Origin of the sequence: Aeoliella mucimassa (assembly GCF_007748035.1) — a bacterium.
In the GTDB taxonomy this organism is placed as follows: domain Bacteria; phylum Planctomycetota; class Planctomycetia; order Pirellulales; family Lacipirellulaceae; genus Aeoliella; species Aeoliella mucimassa.
In genome coordinates, this window is record NZ_CP036278.1 from 1,693,910 (window position 1) to 1,710,858 (window position 16,949).

General features: G+C 60.4%; 11 protein-coding genes. 5 read left to right on the forward strand and 6 right to left on the reverse strand.

What is annotated here, in order from left to right; genetic code table 11:
- Positions 1–279 precede the first annotated feature (279 nt).
- Both Pan181_RS26965 and tilS read right to left on the reverse strand, forming a co-directional pair.
- Positions 280–1,421 (reverse strand): IS630 family transposase gene (locus tag Pan181_RS26965; protein ID WP_391483956.1). Its coding sequence is split into 2 segments (ribosomal slippage): positions 280–975 and positions 978–1,421, totalling 1,140 coding nucleotides; the frame shifts between segments, so codons are not numbered across the junction.
- A 204-nt stretch (positions 1,422–1,625) separates the two neighbouring features.
- A complete protein-coding gene (tilS, locus tag Pan181_RS06800) occupies positions 1,626–2,645 on the reverse strand; it encodes a tRNA lysidine(34) synthetase TilS (RefSeq protein ID WP_145246111.1) in 1,020 nt (339 codons plus the stop codon).
- Between the two features lie 845 nt (positions 2,646–3,490).
- On the opposite strand from tilS, the gene rny reads away from it, so the two are divergent.
- From rny to Pan181_RS06825, 5 genes are all read left to right on the forward strand, one after another.
- Positions 3,491–5,068, forward strand: a complete 1,578-nt coding sequence (rny, locus tag Pan181_RS06805) for a ribonuclease Y (RefSeq protein ID WP_231943774.1) — start codon at positions 3,491–3,493, stop codon at positions 5,066–5,068.
- 203 nt (positions 5,069–5,271) lie between these two features.
- A complete protein-coding gene (locus Pan181_RS06810; RefSeq protein ID WP_145246112.1) occupies positions 5,272–6,075 on the forward strand; it encodes a TIGR00282 family metallophosphoesterase in 804 nt (267 codons plus the stop codon).
- Between the two features lie 147 nt (positions 6,076–6,222).
- Complete coding sequence (locus tag Pan181_RS06815; protein WP_197528993.1) at positions 6,223–6,681, forward strand: DUF2752 domain-containing protein; 459 nt, start codon at positions 6,223–6,225, stop codon at positions 6,679–6,681.
- Positions 6,682–6,836: 155 nt separating this feature from the next.
- A complete protein-coding gene (locus tag Pan181_RS06820) occupies positions 6,837–7,508 on the forward strand; it encodes a hypothetical protein (RefSeq protein ID WP_145246114.1) in 672 nt (223 codons plus the stop codon).
- 974 nt (positions 7,509–8,482) lie between these two features.
- Entirely contained in the window at positions 8,483–9,916 is a 1,434-nt protein-coding gene (locus tag Pan181_RS06825) for a sodium:solute symporter family protein (RefSeq protein ID WP_145246115.1), read from the forward strand.
- On the opposite strand, the gene Pan181_RS06830 is transcribed toward Pan181_RS06825, so the two are convergent.
- The 4 genes from Pan181_RS06830 to Pan181_RS06845 all read right to left on the reverse strand — a co-directional run bounded on the left by Pan181_RS06830 (position 9,857) and on the right by Pan181_RS06845 (position 16,921).
- On the reverse strand, positions 9,857–13,147 hold the full coding sequence (locus Pan181_RS06830; RefSeq protein ID WP_145246116.1) for an autotransporter-associated beta strand repeat-containing protein: 3,291 nt from the start codon (positions 13,145–13,147) through the stop codon (positions 9,857–9,859). The two genes, Pan181_RS06825 and Pan181_RS06830, sit on opposite strands and share 60 nt — an antisense overlap.
- Before the next feature lie 228 nt (positions 13,148–13,375).
- The gene (locus Pan181_RS06835; RefSeq protein ID WP_145246117.1) at positions 13,376–14,476 is read right to left on the reverse strand and encodes an acyl-CoA dehydrogenase family protein; all 1,101 of its coding nucleotides are present in this window, start codon (positions 14,474–14,476) and stop codon (positions 13,376–13,378) included.
- Between the two features lie 65 nt (positions 14,477–14,541).
- A complete protein-coding gene (locus tag Pan181_RS06840; protein ID WP_145246118.1) occupies positions 14,542–15,870 on the reverse strand; it encodes a DUF1552 domain-containing protein in 1,329 nt (442 codons plus the stop codon).
- Between the two features lie 67 nt (positions 15,871–15,937).
- Complete coding sequence (locus tag Pan181_RS06845; RefSeq protein ID WP_231943775.1) at positions 15,938–16,921, reverse strand: family 43 glycosylhydrolase; 984 nt, start codon at positions 16,919–16,921, stop codon at positions 15,938–15,940.
- Positions 16,922–16,949 lie beyond the last annotated feature (28 nt).

Consider the following 16,949-nt stretch of genomic DNA (forward strand, 5'->3'; position numbering starts at 1 on the left):
GTCGTGGTATTGGTTAGATAGAGCCAGTCGTGTTCGTATTAGTCGTGGGAAACTTCAGGCCCAGTGGGATCAGCCAATTCGTTCACCACATCGGCGAAAGTGCTTGTGCTCAGAAACCAGAGAGTAAGTGCTGCGACTACAATCCAACGAAGTGAAGAGATAGTGCTCTGCGCAGAGAGTTGGGAGAAAGTAAAGGTGCTCTTCATGGCATTAGGCCTGTCCTGGGTGCAAGTTCGATGGGATCGGTGCTTAAGGTCAATTGTTCACACTAGTGCTCTGTTACACCTTGATTTCAGGGTACACCGATTTCAGTTTGGTTCGTGCGTCGTCGATCTTCATTTGCCATTCGACTCCGCGTTGTATTTGATTGACGTCCTCGTGCCAGGCGGCCGACTGCTCGCGCAATTGCTCGGCACTACCAATGCGACGCCCCGCAACGCATTGTCCGGTGAGACAGCTCAGTTCGTTCTCGGCGATGTTCAGCCAACTGCCGTGCTTGGGCGTATGGTGGAATTCGATCCGGCGGACTAGACTGCGGGCACGCTCCGGTTCGAATGCGTCGTAGAAGGCGCCGATGGTGTGCGTGTTGAGATTGTCGCACACCACGAGCACTTTCTCGCATTTTGCGTAGCGGCCCTCCAGGAGGTTCGCCATCTCGACGGCCCAATCGACCTTGGTCTTCTTGTCCCGCACCGAGACCTGACGCCACAAGGCAAGTGGCTCGGCGAACATGAAGACTTTGGCCACTCCCGATCGCCGGTATTCGTAATCCACTCGCTTTGGGTGATGACGCGTTGCCGGAAGGGGAGCTTTGATCTCTTCGACCAGTTGAACCGGTTGCTCGTCCATGCACAGGACGGGAAGACACGGATCGTAGGGCCGGGAATAAACGTCCAGCACGTCCTCCATGTGGGCTACGAACTCGGCGTTCGCTTCGGGAGGGATCACCCAGTATTGAACGTTGCGTTTGGTGTTCATGCGGTTTTTTTGAGCGTGCGCCGCACGGTTTGGTAGCTGATCGAGTCGACAATTTCTAGCTCTACCGCCTTTCTTGCCAAGAGACGCAGCGTCCACTTGCCGTAGCCCTTCGGGGCCTCTCCCAGCCGCATGGCGATGATCTTTGCCTCTTGTTCGCCGTCAAGCAACTTTTCGGTGGGCGGGCTGTCTCGCTGTTTGCCGTTGAGCGTCTCCTCAAGGCCCCGCTCGACGAACCGCTGCCGCACATTTTCCACTGTCTTCGTGCGACAATCCAACGCCTCGGCGATCTTTGCGTCCGTCCAGCACGCACCCCCAATATCTGCCTTCAGAAGGATGTTGGCTCGCTTCACCTTCTGGCTGGTCCCCTGGAGCCGTTTCACGACATCTTGCAGAACGGAACGCTCCTCCTCGGTCAGTTCAACGATATACTTCTTTCTACTCATGACGACCTCCTTGTCGAAATGCACGGGCAAAACGCAAGGAAGTCTCGCATCAATGGGCGGAAAAGCCAACCCTAATTCCTAGCTGTCACGAAGCACTAGTATGGGAGTGCCTCGTCCTGGATGTCAACCATAAACGAGTATCAAGTGTTCTAACTGGAGTAGGCTGTCTTGTTGGAATGAAGTGAGCACCGGAGCCGCTCGGATCTAGCAGTTTTCAGGGAATCCCCCCCGGAAGAGTTCAAGCGTTTGTGCTTCGCGGGCGACTTGCACGTGGCCTGGCAGTTGGAACTTACCCGCCTCAGCACCCGATATCGCTGTCGACAAGCGTTCCCAGTCGGCCATGCCCATCCCCTGTTCAGGCCAGCCTGCGGCCCGCCAGGCTTGTCGGGCGACTTGTTGCACGACGATCGCCGGTTGGTCGGCGAGTAGCGTCAGGTTGAACTGAAGTCGATGGTTCTCCACACGCACCGTCTGCTCGACGAGGGGGGCGACGATCGACTCAAGGAGTTCACTCCATTGGTTGGCTTGTTCGGCTAACCTCAAGAGCGACCGATCGGGATCACTAGGTAGCCGCTCGCGGATGGCTGGAAGCAACTCGTTGCGGAGCCAATTTCGGGTGAAGTGCGATTCGTGATTCGACGCGTCGGTGCGATATGGCTGATCGAGTTGTTGCAGGTAGCTCTCGATCTCTTCACGCCGCACCGCGAGCAGCGGCCGGACGACCGACACGCTGGCACTCAACGATCGGACCCGGGGAATGCCGGTCAGGCCGTCGATTCCCGAGCCACGCAGCACTCGCATCAGCACAGTTTCCACCTGGTCGTCGGCCGTGTGGGCGGTGGCGATGTATCGGGCGCCGCAGCGCTCGGCTGTATTCAGTAGAAAAGCGTAGCGGGCGTCGCGGGCTGATTGCTCGGTATCAAGCTGCTCGCTTTCAGCAGGTTGGCCGAATTCGCCCCGCAGGTTGAGTGTTTGGGCTAACTGGGCAACCCAGGATTGATCGCCGTCGGAGTGCTCGCCCCGCAGGCCATGGTTAAAGTGGGCGACGATCAGCTCGCCGGAACCGGACGTTCGGCGGTGCAGCTCTGCCAGCCCTCGCAGCAGCGCAACGCTGTCGGCCCCGCCCGAAACGGCTACCACCACATGGCACGATCTCCAGGTGTTCGTGGGCCAAACGGCTTGGATGGCGTCTTGTAGCATGATCAGGCGGGCCCGCTGGGGCATCGTCGGGCTAGGCGTGGGGAGTAAGCGGTTAACTGCGGGAGTGGTTCGGGGCGAGCCGGGGCCGACCCGAATCCTGTGTTGCGGATTTCCAAGTATTTGGTAGCATACGATTTAGGACAATCTTAACCCGTTGCGGGGTTCCGCTCGTTTGGGTTGAGATTGCCCTGTAGGCGATAACGGAATTCCGTTGCCTTGTCTCCCGCTGGTGTCGTTGTGACGCGAGTTTCGGTCGGTAGGGCAATCGCTTGATAGGTACCTCAGTTGATGATCCTGAGCAAAATTGTAAACAGTATTGCGACCCGTTCGCAGCCGGCGTTTTGGCTGGTGCTGCTCGTCGTGGCTTGGCTCTGCGGCCGAGTCTCTCTGCAGCGTCCGACGCGTTGGAAGCGGACGACAAAATCGCGGCCCGCCCCGCAGGCGGTCCCTCGGCCCCCGGTGTTTGCCTTGGCAGGCTACCGGCTTTGGCCCGCGGGCATCGTAAGCGAGGCCTGGCCGCCGGGAACTGTCTGGGCTGCCATCGCCTGGTTAAAGGCATGGCTCTCTCGGGCAATAGGCGTTCGACGACTCGCGGACGATCCAGCTGGCTACTTGCCCGGCTGGCCTGCCTTTTCCCTGGTGCCGCACCACTTATCCTGTTTGCAAACAGCTTAGCTTCTCGGCCTTGGTTTCGATAACCGCTCCGCAATGGGCGGGCGATCGAACTTCTATCAAGCGCAGCCTCGGCTTGCGCTCGCGCAACCGGCGGACGGGTTCCGACCACCTGCTTCCATGAGTTGTTCGCTTGGCGGCAAAACACGCGCGAACAGCCATTTATATAGCCGTTGAAGTTTATGAAAGGGTAAAGCATGGGTACCAACCTACTGCTGCTTGCCGATGGCGAAATCATGCAGGCGGTGCTGTTCGCCGTGGCAGCGGTCGCCGGTGCTGGAGCGGTGAAGCTGATCGACTACCTGCGTCGACGCGATGTCGAGAAGGAAGCCGAACTGATACGCTCCGATGCCAAAAAAGACGCCTCGACCATGTTGAAGGAGGCAGCCGTCGAAGCCAAAGAGATGGCCCTGCAAGAGAAAGCGAAGATCGAAGACCAAATGTCGATCGTCCGCCGGGAATTGCACGAGCGCGAACGCACCATCGACAAGGCCGAGGACAATCTTCAGCAGCGAAACGACCAGCTCTCGAAGCAGGAGAAAATGGTCGAAGGCAACCAGCGGAAGCTGGCCGAGAAGCTCGAGGACGTCACTCGTCGCCAGAGCGAACTCGACAATCTGCTTGATGTCCAGCGGCAAACCCTGCACCAACTCAGTAGCCTGAGCCCCGACGAGGCCAAGGAACTGCTGCTGCAGAAGCTCGATACGGAGCTGGCCCACGAACAAGGCGTGCTGATCAAGAAACGCGAACAAGCCATCGCCGAAGCAGTGGAGCCAAAGGCCCGCGAGATGCTGATCACCTCGCTGCAGCGTTTTGCCGCTGCCCACACGGCCGACGCGACCACCAGCACGGTCGATATTCCCAACGACGACATGAAGGGTCGCATCATCGGCCGCGAAGGTCGCAACATTCGGGCGTTCGAAAAAATCACCGGCGTCGACGTCATCATCGACGACACGCCCGGCGTGGTGATCGTCAGCGCGTTCGATCCGGTCCGCCGCGAGGTGGCTCGCTTGTCGCTGGCCAAGTTGATTGCCGACGGGCGGATTCACCCCAGTCGTATCGAAGAGCTGTTTGCCGAGACCGAAAAGGAAGTCGACAAACTCATCGTCAAGTACGGCGAAGAAGCAGCCCAGGAAGCCGACGTGCACGGGCTGCACCCCAAGATCATTCAGCTGCTCGGTCGGTTGCGGTACCGCACCAGCTATAGCCAGAACGTGCTGCGGCACTCGATTGAAGTCGCCTTTGTCACCGGCATGTTGGCCGAAGAGATGGGCATGGATGGCGACCTCGCCCGCCGGGCTGGTTTGCTGCACGACATTGGCAAAGCAGCCGATCACGACGCCGAGGGTGGTCACCCGAAGATTGGTGCCGACCTGCTCAAGCGATATGGCGAGAACGAAGTAGTAGTGCACGCCGCATTGGGGCATCACGACGACATTCGTCCCGACATGCCATACACGGTGCTCACCGCCGCGGCCGATGCCTGCAGTGCTTCGCGCCCCGGTGCCCGCCGCGAGACGCTCGACCGCTACATCAAGCGGATGCAGGAACTCGAATCGATTGCTACCGGGTTCGAAGGTGTGCATCAGGCGTTCGCCATTCAGGCAGGTCGCGAAGTGCGGGTGATTGCCAACACCGAGGCCACCACCGACGAGTCGGCGGCCAAAATCTGTCGCGACATTGCGACCGCGTTCGAGCAGCAATTGACCTACCCGGGCGAGATTCGCGTGACCATGATTCGCGAGAGCCGATTCAGCGAAACGGCCAAGTAGCCCCCCGAGTATGTTTGAGTGACCAGTGGCGGAAAGTGTTCGCCCGATGGCTCTGCAGCCATCGCCATCGGCGAGCACTCGTTTGGCGGTAAGCGTGTTTTCCATTGTGCTTAAGTCGCTTTGACCTTCATCGAACCACATGACCGTATGACGTTAGGCGACAGCCTCCAGACTTTCGACCTCCGACACCCCTGCTCACTATCGTGAAACTCCTATTCATCGGCGACATCGTTGGCAAACCAGGACGCGAGATTGTCTGCCGCGTGGTGCAACCGCTCCGCGAGGCCGAGTCGTTGGACCTGGTGATTGCCAACGCCGAAAACGCAGCGGGAGGCTCCGGCCTGACGCCTGCCATTTATCGCGAACTCACCGCCGCCGGCGTGGATGCCATCACGCTTGGCGACCACGTTTATCGTCGGCGCGAAATCTACAAGACACTCGAAGCCGAGTCGAACATCGTCCGCCCGGCCAACCTGCCCGACGAAGCAGTTGGGCCTCGGTGGGCTGTGGTGCAAACCGCGTCGGGCGTGCAAGTCGCCTTCGCCTGCATGCTGGGGCGCTTGTTCATGAACCCAATCGACAGCCCCTGGCGGGCGGCCGACGCGGTGCTCGCGGCGATGCCGAGCGACGCCAAGGTTCGCTTCATCGACTTCCATGCCGAAGCGACTAGCGAGATGCAGCAGATGGGCCGCTACCTCGATGGTCGTGTGTCGGCCGTGCTCGGCACCCACACCCACGTGGCCACCGCCGACGAGTGCATTCTGCCTGGCGGGACCGCGTTTCAGTGCGATGTCGGCATGACCGGCCCGCACGAGAGCATCATCGGCCGCCGGATCGATCGCGTCCTCGAAAGCACCCTGACGTCGCGCCCGGTGCCGTTCGACGTGGCGACCGAAGATGTCCGCCTGAACGGGACCATCGTCGAAGTCGACGAATCCACCGGTCAGGCGACGGCGATCCGCCGGTTGTGCGTCGACGAGCAGCGGGCGGAGCAGCTCACCAGCTAGCAAGTTCTCGAAGCTGCTAGTCCGGCGGGTTGCTTGTGATCCACTTCCCCTCGCTTGGTACTCGTCCCCCCAGCTCGCGCGGCGTACGATACAATGGAACTTCGCCCCGCTAGTGGTGGCGGTCCGTTGGTCCCTGTCGAATTGCCTGTGTCTACTGCGAATCCTCATCGACGATTCTCCTGGTTGGAACGAACGCTGCTAGTCGCGGCTTCGTTGGTGCTCACGGTGCTGCTTGTCGCGGCCGCGATGCTGTCGCCCGACTCGCGCGGATTCGGCACCCACCAAAAACTCGGTTTCGGCGAATGCTTTGTCGTCGCCCAGTGGGGAGTGCGGTGTCCCTCGTGCGGCATGACCACTTCCTGGGCGCGATTGCTCGACGGGCAGCTTACCGCTGCGCTCGGCGCGAACGCCGGGGGAGTGCTGTTGTGCCTGGCGTCGATCGCAGCGGTCCCCTGGATGCTAGCAAGTGCCATAAAGGGACAATGGTGGTATTTACGTCCCACGGCCAGTTTGGTACTACCCGCTTTCGCCGTGCTGGTGCTGGTGCTCCTTGTGCAATGGATGCAGCACACCGGACTGGCGTTGCTACGACATGGATGGTCGTAGTAAACGGAAGATCGCGACTCGCCAGCAAGGCAACGCCAGCTTGGTTTCGCGATGATCCAACCAACCCGGATAAGGACTTTCCCTCTCCACCAAATTGGTCGTAGGCAACGTGAGTTGTCGCCGGCCCCTGACTCCTCTACCCCCTTAGGATAACGATGGACCGTTCTCCGATCATGCGACATACATGCTCTTGGCTCTCGTTGGTGCTGCTGGTAGCGACGACGGTTACCTCCTCGGGATGTCATACCATCCTGGCAACCGGCGTTTACCTGCTGCAAGGTGGCAACGTAGTACCTGCCCAGTGCGAAGCACTGGAAGAGCAACGCGTGGTCGTCGCCTGTCGCTGCCCCTCGGCGAGCGAGTACAGCATTGCTGGCGCGCCCGACCAGATCGCTCGCAGCGTCACCAACTTGTTGCGGGAGAACGTGCCTAAGGTCGATGTGGTCGATTATCGCGAAGTCGATAAATGGCATGACGAAAACGACTGGGGTGATTTCGAAGGCATGGGCCGCGCGGTGAAAGCCGACCGCCTGGTGGTGATCGACCTTGCTCACTTGGACCTCTACAAAGGCCAAACGCTGTACCAAGGCAACGCCGACGTAACCGTGACCGTGTATGATCTGACCGGTACCAAGAGCAAGATTGTCTGGGAGCACGCGCTAGGCGAAGTGCTCTTCCCACGCAACAGCGCCATTCCAGTGCAGGACAAGTCGCCGAAGCAGTTCCAACGTGAATACACCGAAATCCTGGCTCGCCAGATCGCCGTGTACTTCTACAAGCACGACCCGAACGCCGACTTCGCGCTCGACGCCATCGCCAACCAATAAATCCATCAGCCCGCGCACAAAAACTGCGCAGGAGAGGTGGTCGTGCGATAGATTCCCAATTTACCCATCGATGGGAAAATTGAATCAGCGCACACGCTGCAAAACCAGTGGTTTTCACACTCAAATAGATTCCCATGGGTGGGAAACTATTATGGTTTGGGGAGTTGGGGGTTGGATTTTGGGAGTTCTGATTGCCGAATGTCATGCTGAGGGAAGCTTCCAGCGCCCCGAAGCATCTCAGCTGGCCAATTCGAGCGTGTTACCCACGCGCGCAGCAGCGAACCCCCACGCAACCGAACATTCGCCTGCGCGTCGCTAGACTTTCGAGTTCAAAACAAGCATTACACCTCGCTAATCTCCTTTCAATAAAAAAGCCAACAGCTGATAGCTTAAAGCCGGTAGCCACTGATGCCTGTCCATTAGAACACCTATGGTGGCCAATTCCCAGCGAAAAGTTGAAAGAATCAAAACACCGAATTCACCCCCCGCTTGCCCAATTCCAGGAAGACGGGTCGGCCTATCAGAGCCGGGGAGGTGGGAAGTGGAGAACTCGCATTATTTCTTCAACTCCGGCACCCAAAAACCCCACGAACGCGGCTTTCTTGCAGTCGCCCACATCAATAAGCAGACTATTGAAGACACTCACTCCCTCACAGCACACAGAGCGGGCAAGCGTTTCAAATCGCCCCGAAGGGGCTATCACATGCCAGCCCACCGCATCGCTCCGGGAAGCGGAACGGATGCTGGACCTTCACCTACAACTTCCAGCCGACGCCGAGTAACCGAAGTCTATCGTCGCAGAGGATACCTATTGCTTTCTCTCCAAGCAGCGTGGAGTTCCAGTCAGGCCTGCCGCAATTCGGTGGGTAGTTTTCCCCTCCACTCTCTATCCCCTCCGGCCTCTAGGCTCCTGTTTGGCGAGCTGATATGCTATCGCGGCTTTTGATGGTTCCAGGCGTAGGGATCGGTTGCGCATGCTGCTTATATTCGTGGTGCTTTACTTGTTGGCCTCGATTGTTGTGGGGCTTTACTTTGCCCGGCGGGTGCGGGGGGCAGCCGACTATGCCGTGGCGGGGCGGGCGTTGCCGCTTTCGATTGTTATCGGCACCACGTTTGCCACCTGGTTTGGTTCGGAGACAGTCATCGGCATCCCGGCCAAGTTTCTCGAAGGGGGGATGAGCGACACGGCCGAGGACCCCTGGGGGGCGGCGTTCTGCCTGATTCTCGTGGGGCTGGTATTTGCCCGGCCGCTCTATCGATTCTCGCTACTCACGATCAACGACTACTTTCGCGAGCGATACGGCGTCGCGATCGAACTGTTCTGCTCGGTCGTGAGCGTGCTGTCGTACCTGGGATGGGTGGCCGCCCAGATTTCGGCACTCGGCATCGTGTTTTCATTGCTCTCGGATAGTGCGATCTCGCCATTCACTGGCATGTTGATCGGCACGGTGGTCGTATTGTTCTACACCCTTTTCGGTGGCATGTGGTCGGTGGCGGTTACCGACTTTCTGCAGATGATCGTGATCGTGATCTGCCTGACCGCGATCGCGGTGATTGCCTCGAACCTGGCCGGAGGACCGATGCGGGTGATGCATGAAGCCCACGCCCGCAACATGTTGCACTTTTTCCCGCCGCTCGAAACGAAACGCATCTTGTTTTTTATTGGGTCCGGCGTGACCTTCTTGCTGGGGTCGATTCCGCAGCAGGATATCTTCCAACGGGTGATGTCGGCCAAGAGCGAACGGATTGCGGTGATCGGCCCGATCATTGGTGGTTCGGCTTACCTGGTGTTTTCGTTCATTCCGATGTTCATCGTCGCCAGCGGCTACGTGCTGATGCCCGACGAGCTGCCCGTCCTGATCGAGCAGGACGCGCAGCATGTGCTGCCGACGCTGGTGATGGAGCACATGCCGCACGTGACGCGGGTGCTGTTTTTCGGTGCATTGCTCTCGGCGATCATGTCGACCGCAAGTTCCACGATTCTCGCTCCGTCGACCGTGTTCGTGCAGAACGTTCTGAAGCACTTCTGGCCTGAGATGAGCGACCGGCAAGAACTGCTGTTCATGCGAACGATGGTGCTGCTCTTTACGCTGCTGGTGCTGGCGTACTCGATTGCGATGGATGGCACCAGCGTGTACGACCTGGTATCGAGCAGTTATCAGCTGCCACTCGTGGGGGCATTTGTTCCGCTGGCCGCGGGGCTTTATTGGCCGCGGGCGACGAACCGCGGGGCGATTACGTCGATCGTATTCGGCCTGGCGACTTGGATCTTGTTCATGTCGACTTCGCTTGGCGAACGCTTTCCCCAGCAGCTGGCTGGGCTTGGCATGGCGATATTCGGCATGTGGTTAGGGACGGTGCTCACTCCGCCGCAAAGCAAGGCTGAGCGACCCAGCAGCGAACAATAGCACGCTAGTGCCAGGTTCTGGCACCATGGTCGCCGGAGAGGTGCTGGACGTAGCGAGGCTCGTGCCGAAGTTTGCCTTCCAGGTGACATAGTCGCCAGCGTCGACCAGCCCCGAGCCATCGAGCGTGCTGCCGGGCGAGAGCGCTACGTCGGACTCGCCGAGGTGATCGCGCCATACGGAGTAGTCGCCGAGGTCGACGATGCCGTCGCCGTTAAAGTCGCCTGGGATGCCAGCCAGGTAGTCGGTGAGAGTGACCAGATCGCTGCTGTAGTCGTAATTCACTTGGAAGGAGCCGATGCCGCTGGCAGTGGCGACTCGCATGCCTGCGGGGGCGTTGCCGAACTGCCCTTCGAGCGTGGTGGCCTGAACGATCTCGAACACGTCGTCGGCCTGCGGAGCAAAGCCCTCGGCCAGCGAGATCGACAGGTCGCCAGCCAAGGTCGCGGTGCCTTGCACCTGCAGTTTGGTTTGCGAACTACCATCGGCGATCTCAATGGCCAGTACCGCGCCGGCCTGATGGGTATAGGTGCCCTGAATGGTGAGTGTGGATGCGGTCTCAAGTCCACCGGTGTTGAGTACCAGGTCGAGCTGCTCGGCAGTCAGGTTCCGATCGGAGAGCACGAAGCCATCGAGTATGGTGCCAGTCTCCCGCCCGAAGATGGCGAACGTTTGCAGGCCGGCATTTAGCGAGAAGTCGATACCACCGTCTTCAGGATCGAACACACCAGCAAGGCTCGTGAGCGACGGAGAGACACGATTCCAAGTCGCAGCATCGATGGCAGCGGTGCTTGTTGCGTTGGTCTGCACGGTTTCGTAGTTGGAGGTCGTCGCCTGCAGGTCGCTGGGATTGGCCGACATGTAGAAACTGTTGTTGCCGCGCGGCTGAGTCGAAGGGTCTCCGGAGACTGCGGAGATGCTCGGCTCGGCCGACTTGACGAACAAGTACCAGGTGCCGCTGTGCGAGAGATCGACCGTGGTCGAAGCGAGTCCGCCGGCCGCGGGGGCAGATGTGTTTTCGCCGGCGACTAAGATAATGCCGCCGCCGCTCAGGTCGGTACCGTCGTACGAGCCACCGGCTCGGGTGCCGTGGGTTGAGCTGTTATAGATCGCCCAGTCGCTGCCGAGGTTGAGGTCTTCAGCTTGAATCGCGATGGCGTGTTCGTTCGACGCGGCCGCAGTGCCTTGCGGGCGGACGATTGCTCCGGCCGTGGCAATCACGTTGCCGACGACATTGCCGGTGCCATCGAGCGACTGCCCGTCGTCGAGCGTTAGCCCAGCGGTTGCTGAACTCACGTCGAGCGTGCTGCCGCTGCCGACAGTGATCGCGGAAGTGGCTCCCAGCCCGTTGCCAGCGACGAGCAGCGTGCCTTGTTCCACGCGGGTGGGGCCGGTGTAGGTGTTGTTGCCGGAGAGGGTGAGCGAACCGTTGCCCTGTTTCACGAGAGGACCACTGCCGGAGATCACGCCAGAGACTTGCCCCGAGTAACCAGCGGTATCGATGGTTCCGCCTGCGGTCGCGAGCACGCTCGGCAGCTGAATGTCAGGAGCCGCGGTGGCGGTGAATTGTCCCCCGTCGAACACGAGCGTCGACCCTGTGGCAATCGCCGACACTTGGCCGGTCTCGAGCTCTGCTCCCGAGTGGAGCAGTAGTTCGGCCGCCTGACCGTTCGTGCCCACCAGCACCCGACCTGCAGCGACTTGGCTATTCGCAAGCGACGTGGGACCACCGATGCTGAGGGTGTCGAACACGCTGAGCGTACCGCCGGAAACGTCGAACGAGCCGGTGACATTCAGCCGGCGGGCGAAGCCATGGCCGGTCGCGTGGGTGACCTCGCCTGCCAGCACCACGGTGTCGGCCAAGGTGGGACCAGCGCCGCTCCGCGTAACAATGTTGCTCCACGGTCCGTCGCCAGAGGTAAACATCTGCGTCGGCCCTGCGAGTTCGTTCACGTAAGCTTCCAGTTGGGTGTAGCCGGCTGCGGTGGTTTGCTTCCAGTCGTTGGGATCGTTGGGGTCGAGGCCTTGCGACTCTTCCCAGTGATTGGCCATGCCATCGTTGTCGGTATCGATGAATTGCGCGCGGGGAATCAAATACGCTGGATCGCTGCCGTAGCCTGGGAACAGATCGGTTTCGCGCTGAATGATTCCGCCGAGCTTGCCATAGCTCTCGACTTCTTCGACCAGGCGGGTGCCGACCGGTTCGCGGATGATCGACAAGCCGGCGTTCTCCAGCACGTAGGGCAGGGCGGTAGCGGCTGGCATCGCAGTGGTCGTTGGAAACGCATGCGGGCTGGCGACCACGTCGGCCCCGGGATAACTGGTCACTGGCACCCCGTCGAGCACTCCATCGCGGTCGGCGTCCACCCAGTTGTCCTCGCCATAGATGTGGAAGTGGCTGGTGCCGCTCGTGAACGGGGCGCTACCGTCGACGGGGCTCTCGATAAAGTAGTTGCCAATCGCGTTCGCGTGCGATTCCATGTTGTTGGTATCGCCCATGATGTAACCCGCGTTGTCCCACCCGTAGACCACGTTGTTGATGAACTCGTTCTCGCCGCGGACTTTGGGGTTCCGCGTGACGTTGTCGGCAAACAGGCTGCGAATCACACTGAAGCCGCTTCCCTCAGGTAGCGTCATCAACCCGCCAGCGCTATGGCCCAGGCGATCTTGCCCTTGGGCGATGATCGAGTCTTGAATGGTAATGTTGTTGAGCCCGCTGCCTTTGCCATCCCAGTTGAGCGAGAAGGTCTCGTCGACACCCCAGGCGACCGAGACATGGTCGAACATCATGTTCACCCCGTTGGCCGCGCCGCTGGCGTCTTCGCGATAGCCGGCCTCGCCTTTATGGATGCCGAGATAGCGGGTGATGGTGTTGTTCGCGCCGGAGAAGCTGACCTTGTTGCCATGCACCACGATCCCCCCGGGAGCGGTCTGGCCGGCGATGGTCACGTTGTCCTCGACCACGATGCCGGAGTTGTCGGGGGAAATCTGAATGATGCCACCGACGTCGAACACTACGAAACGATTCGGCTGACTCACCGCATCGCGAAACGAACCAGCACCCGAGTCGTTCAGGTTGGTCACATGGTAGACACTGGCGGACGACAGATTGGTCCGCGCTCCGGATGCATAGCGGCCAAAGCCCTCGGCCTCGGGGAAGGCGAGCACCTGCGCGACCGCGTGGGTCGAGAGGAGCATCACCAGCATCGTAGCGACAGCAACCTTGCGATTCATAGGACTCTCGATGGCTCGAAGAGTATTCGCGAACAGCTCGAAACGGAGGTGCGATCACCAGGGACGATCAGCGGACCACGCGTGTAGTCGCCTGAAGATCTCGCTCGTTGGGCCTTCGCGCTAGTTCCGGGAAAAGATGCACCAAGCTAAATATTTATGATATCAGCCGCTTCCGGAGGACGCGAGTCGCTTTTCGCAAATGGCCCCTGTTGAGGGCGGCAACGTGCATTAATTGTCGGTGCCTAGCCCAGCCAGCTCGCAGAGATTGGCGTTCATCACCGGTTGTGGGCAGCTCCACACCAGGAAGAACAACGCTTCGCGGCACCAGCGGCCCACGCGATGACCCGATAGATAGCCGGCACCTTTGGCCGCGGCCAGGGCCGCCTGCGTGCTGCGAAGCACCAGGCTGTTGGCTCGCTGGCGGAGCGATTCCTTGGAGCACACCGCGTCGCCCTCGGCGACGGAGAGTAGGTCTTCGAGGATGTCGAAGAACTCACCGGCCAGCGCGGCGTGCGGCTGCGTGAACTCGGGGCGCTTGGGGGCTTCTTCTTCCAGGTAGTCGATCGCCGCGGCTGCCAAACCCAACGCGAGGGTCGAGGTCTCGTGACCACCAGGCGTGGACGATCGTCCCGCGAGCATGACGTTCTCTACGGGACCTGCTACCAGCGAGTCGCTCGTCACCAGCACGTTGTCGAAGGCCACCTTGCCAGTGTGACTTGCCGACAGACCGACCAAACTGGCAGGTTCGCCCGGTTGCACACCCGGCTGGTTGGTGGGAACAAACGCCAGCACCTGTTCGGCGGTCGGCGTGTCGCCATCCATCACTTGGGCGCCGGTCAGGATCGCATCGGCATGATCACCCCCGGTGACCCACGGAGAGAACCCATCGAGCACAAAACCGTTGTCGACTCGGCGGGCGGTGAGCACTGGTTTGCTGAGGTGGCGATGGCTCGTTGTAAGGTGCGAAATGCCAACCGTGGCAAACATGTCGCCAGCGGCCAGTTGCGGGAGCACCTGCGACTTGAGCGAGTCGTTCTCGCCCGCTGCGACGCGTCGGCAGGCGCCTGTTCGCTGGGTGATTACAAACGTGGTGGTCAGGCACGCGGCCGCAAGTTTCAGGTAGCCGCGGACTACGTCGACATCGCTCCAATGTTGCCCACCATACTCGGTCGGCAGAAACCACTCGAACACGCCGGCTTCGCCACAGAGTCGAAGCTGCTCGGCCGGCCATTGGCCGGTCGCATCGGTCTGGTCCGCGAGCGACTTCAGTTGCTCGCAGAGGACGTCGAGTTCGGGATCGTACGGCGAGGTGATTTTTGGAGTAGTCATGTTGGCATTCTAGCACGGCCGGCAAGCCCCGCTCAGCCCCCAGCCCTGCGCCAAACGGGCCTGTGCTACACCAAGGCGATGGTACCGGTGCTGTCGCCGACCGATTCCACTGGGGCACCGACCGCTTGCAGCATGGTGAGCATCAGGTTCATCAGCGGTGTTTTATCGGGGAAGGTCTGGTGGCTGCCGGTGTCGAAGGTGCCTCCCAGGTTGCCTGCTAGCAACACAGGAACGTCATGGTGGTCATGACGATTACCGTCGCGGATGGCGCTGCCGTACACGATGCCGGTGTTGGCCAGCAGCGTCGAGTCTCCTTCGGGAATGTTGGCCATGCGATCGATGATGTAGGCAAACTGCTCCACGTGATAGCGATTGATCTTACTGATCGCGGCCATCTTATCGGCGTCGTGATCGTGGTGCGACAGTTGGTGATGGCCACCGGTAATCTCGAGCTCGCGGTATCGGCGATTGCTTCCCTCGTTGGCGAACATTAAGGTGCTCACGCGAGTGAGGTCGGCCTGGAACGCCAGCACCATCAGGTCGCCCATCACGCGGAGGTGGTTGGCGTATTCGTTGGGGATTCCGTCGGGGCGGTGGATGTCGGTCTCCGAAAAGCGGCTGGCCGGGTTTTCGATGCGTCGTTCGACGCCGCGAATGCTTTCGAGGTACTCTTCGAGCTTCTGGCGATCGGTGGTGCTGACTTTCCGCTGCAGGCGGCGGGCGTCTTCGGCCACGAAGTCGAGAATGCTCGACTGTCGCGCCCGACGGCGATGCTGCGACTCGGCAATGTCTTTAGAGTTGCCGCCGCCGACCAGGCGATCGAACACCTGCTGCGGGTTCACTTCCTTGCCGGCCGGCTGAGTGGCCGACTGCCAGGAGATGCTGTTCGAGTAGGCACAGCTGTAGCCGCTGTCGCAGGTGCCGGCCAGCCGGCCCGCTTCGCAGCCGAGTTCCAGCGTGGGGAACGGAGTGTCGCCGGCGATGTACTTGGCCGCGATGTGATCGACCGATACGCCGGCGCGAAGGTCGCGTCCCTCGGTCTTCACCGGGTGCATGCCGGTAAGGAAGGCGGCCGCACTACGGGCGTGGTCGCCGGGGCCGTCGCCTTTCGCACGAGCGTTGTCGACTGCCAGGCCGCTGAGCACCGAGACGTGCTGGCGCACCTTTTCCAATGGCTCGAGAATCTTCGGCAACGCGAAGTTGCGCCCCACGTCTTGCGGGGTCCAATCGGGCATGTGAGCCCCGTTCGGCACGTACATGAATGCCAACCGTTTCGGCGCTTCGGCCGCGGCGCCGATCGACGCCGAACTGGCCATTGCTTCCAAGGCGGGCAGCGCAATCGCGGTGCCCAGGCCGCGTAGGAACGTGCGTCGTGCAATCGGTTGGAAAGCCATATTCACCTCTCGGGGGGATAGTTGGGGGGAGCCGCTGCGAAGCTCAACGTTCCGCAGCGGCTATCGTTTACGGTAGGGGAGCCGGTTCGGGGCTCTCGTCGCTAGGCACCACCTTGTCGATGGTACCGTCGGCATGGAAGGTCACCTTCTGGATTGCGCACTGACGCTGACCTTCGAGCGGGGGCTCGTTTTTGGTCGAGGGCCAGTAGTGATACGCGATGTACCACTGCCCGGTCTTGGGGTGTTGGAAGAACGAATGATGGCCAGGTCCCTTATGCTTAGGGCCCGACGTCAGGATGGCTCCGTGGTACTCCCAGGGACCTACCGGCGACTTCGCCGTGGCGTAGTGCACCGAGTAGTTCGGATTGTTCCACCCGCCATGGCTGTATGACAGGTAGTAGGTGCCATCGATCTCGTGCATGAACGCCCCTTCGGTGAAGTTCGGGGGCGTATCGACTTTGATCTCTTCATCGAACTCAATCATGTTGGGCTTCATGCGGAACACACGCAGCTTCGCGCCGGCGCTACCGCCAGCGTAGAAGTAAGCGGTACCGTCTTTGTCCTGGAACACCATCGGGTCGATCGCTTCGAACCCGTCGCCACCGGTGAGCAGCGGTTGGCCGATGTCTTCGAACTTTCCATCGGGAGCATCGCTCACCGCGACACCAATGCGGCTCGGCGTGGGATTCTGTGGGCCAACGCTGAAGTACAAGTAGTACTTGCCATTCTTCTCGGCGATACCGGGCGCCCACAGCCAGTGATCCTTGGCACCATCTTCCTTGATCCAGGAGATGTCTTCGATCTTGAGAATCGGTTCGCTCTCTTCCCACTTCACCAGATCGGTCGACGAGTAGGCGACGAAGTCGAACGAGTGAAACTGAATATTGGGGTTCGTGGAGTGCGAGGGATAGCCCCAGTACTTATTACCGAACACGGCCACGTGAGGGTCGGCGCCTGGGAACGCAGGATTCTCGGCAGCGCAGTACGAACCTGCGACGCAGCACGCGCCGAGGCAAAGCAAGCGGAGGGTGGAAAGGGATAATCGGTTCATCAAAGCTGGCATCATAGGAGTCTCGGAG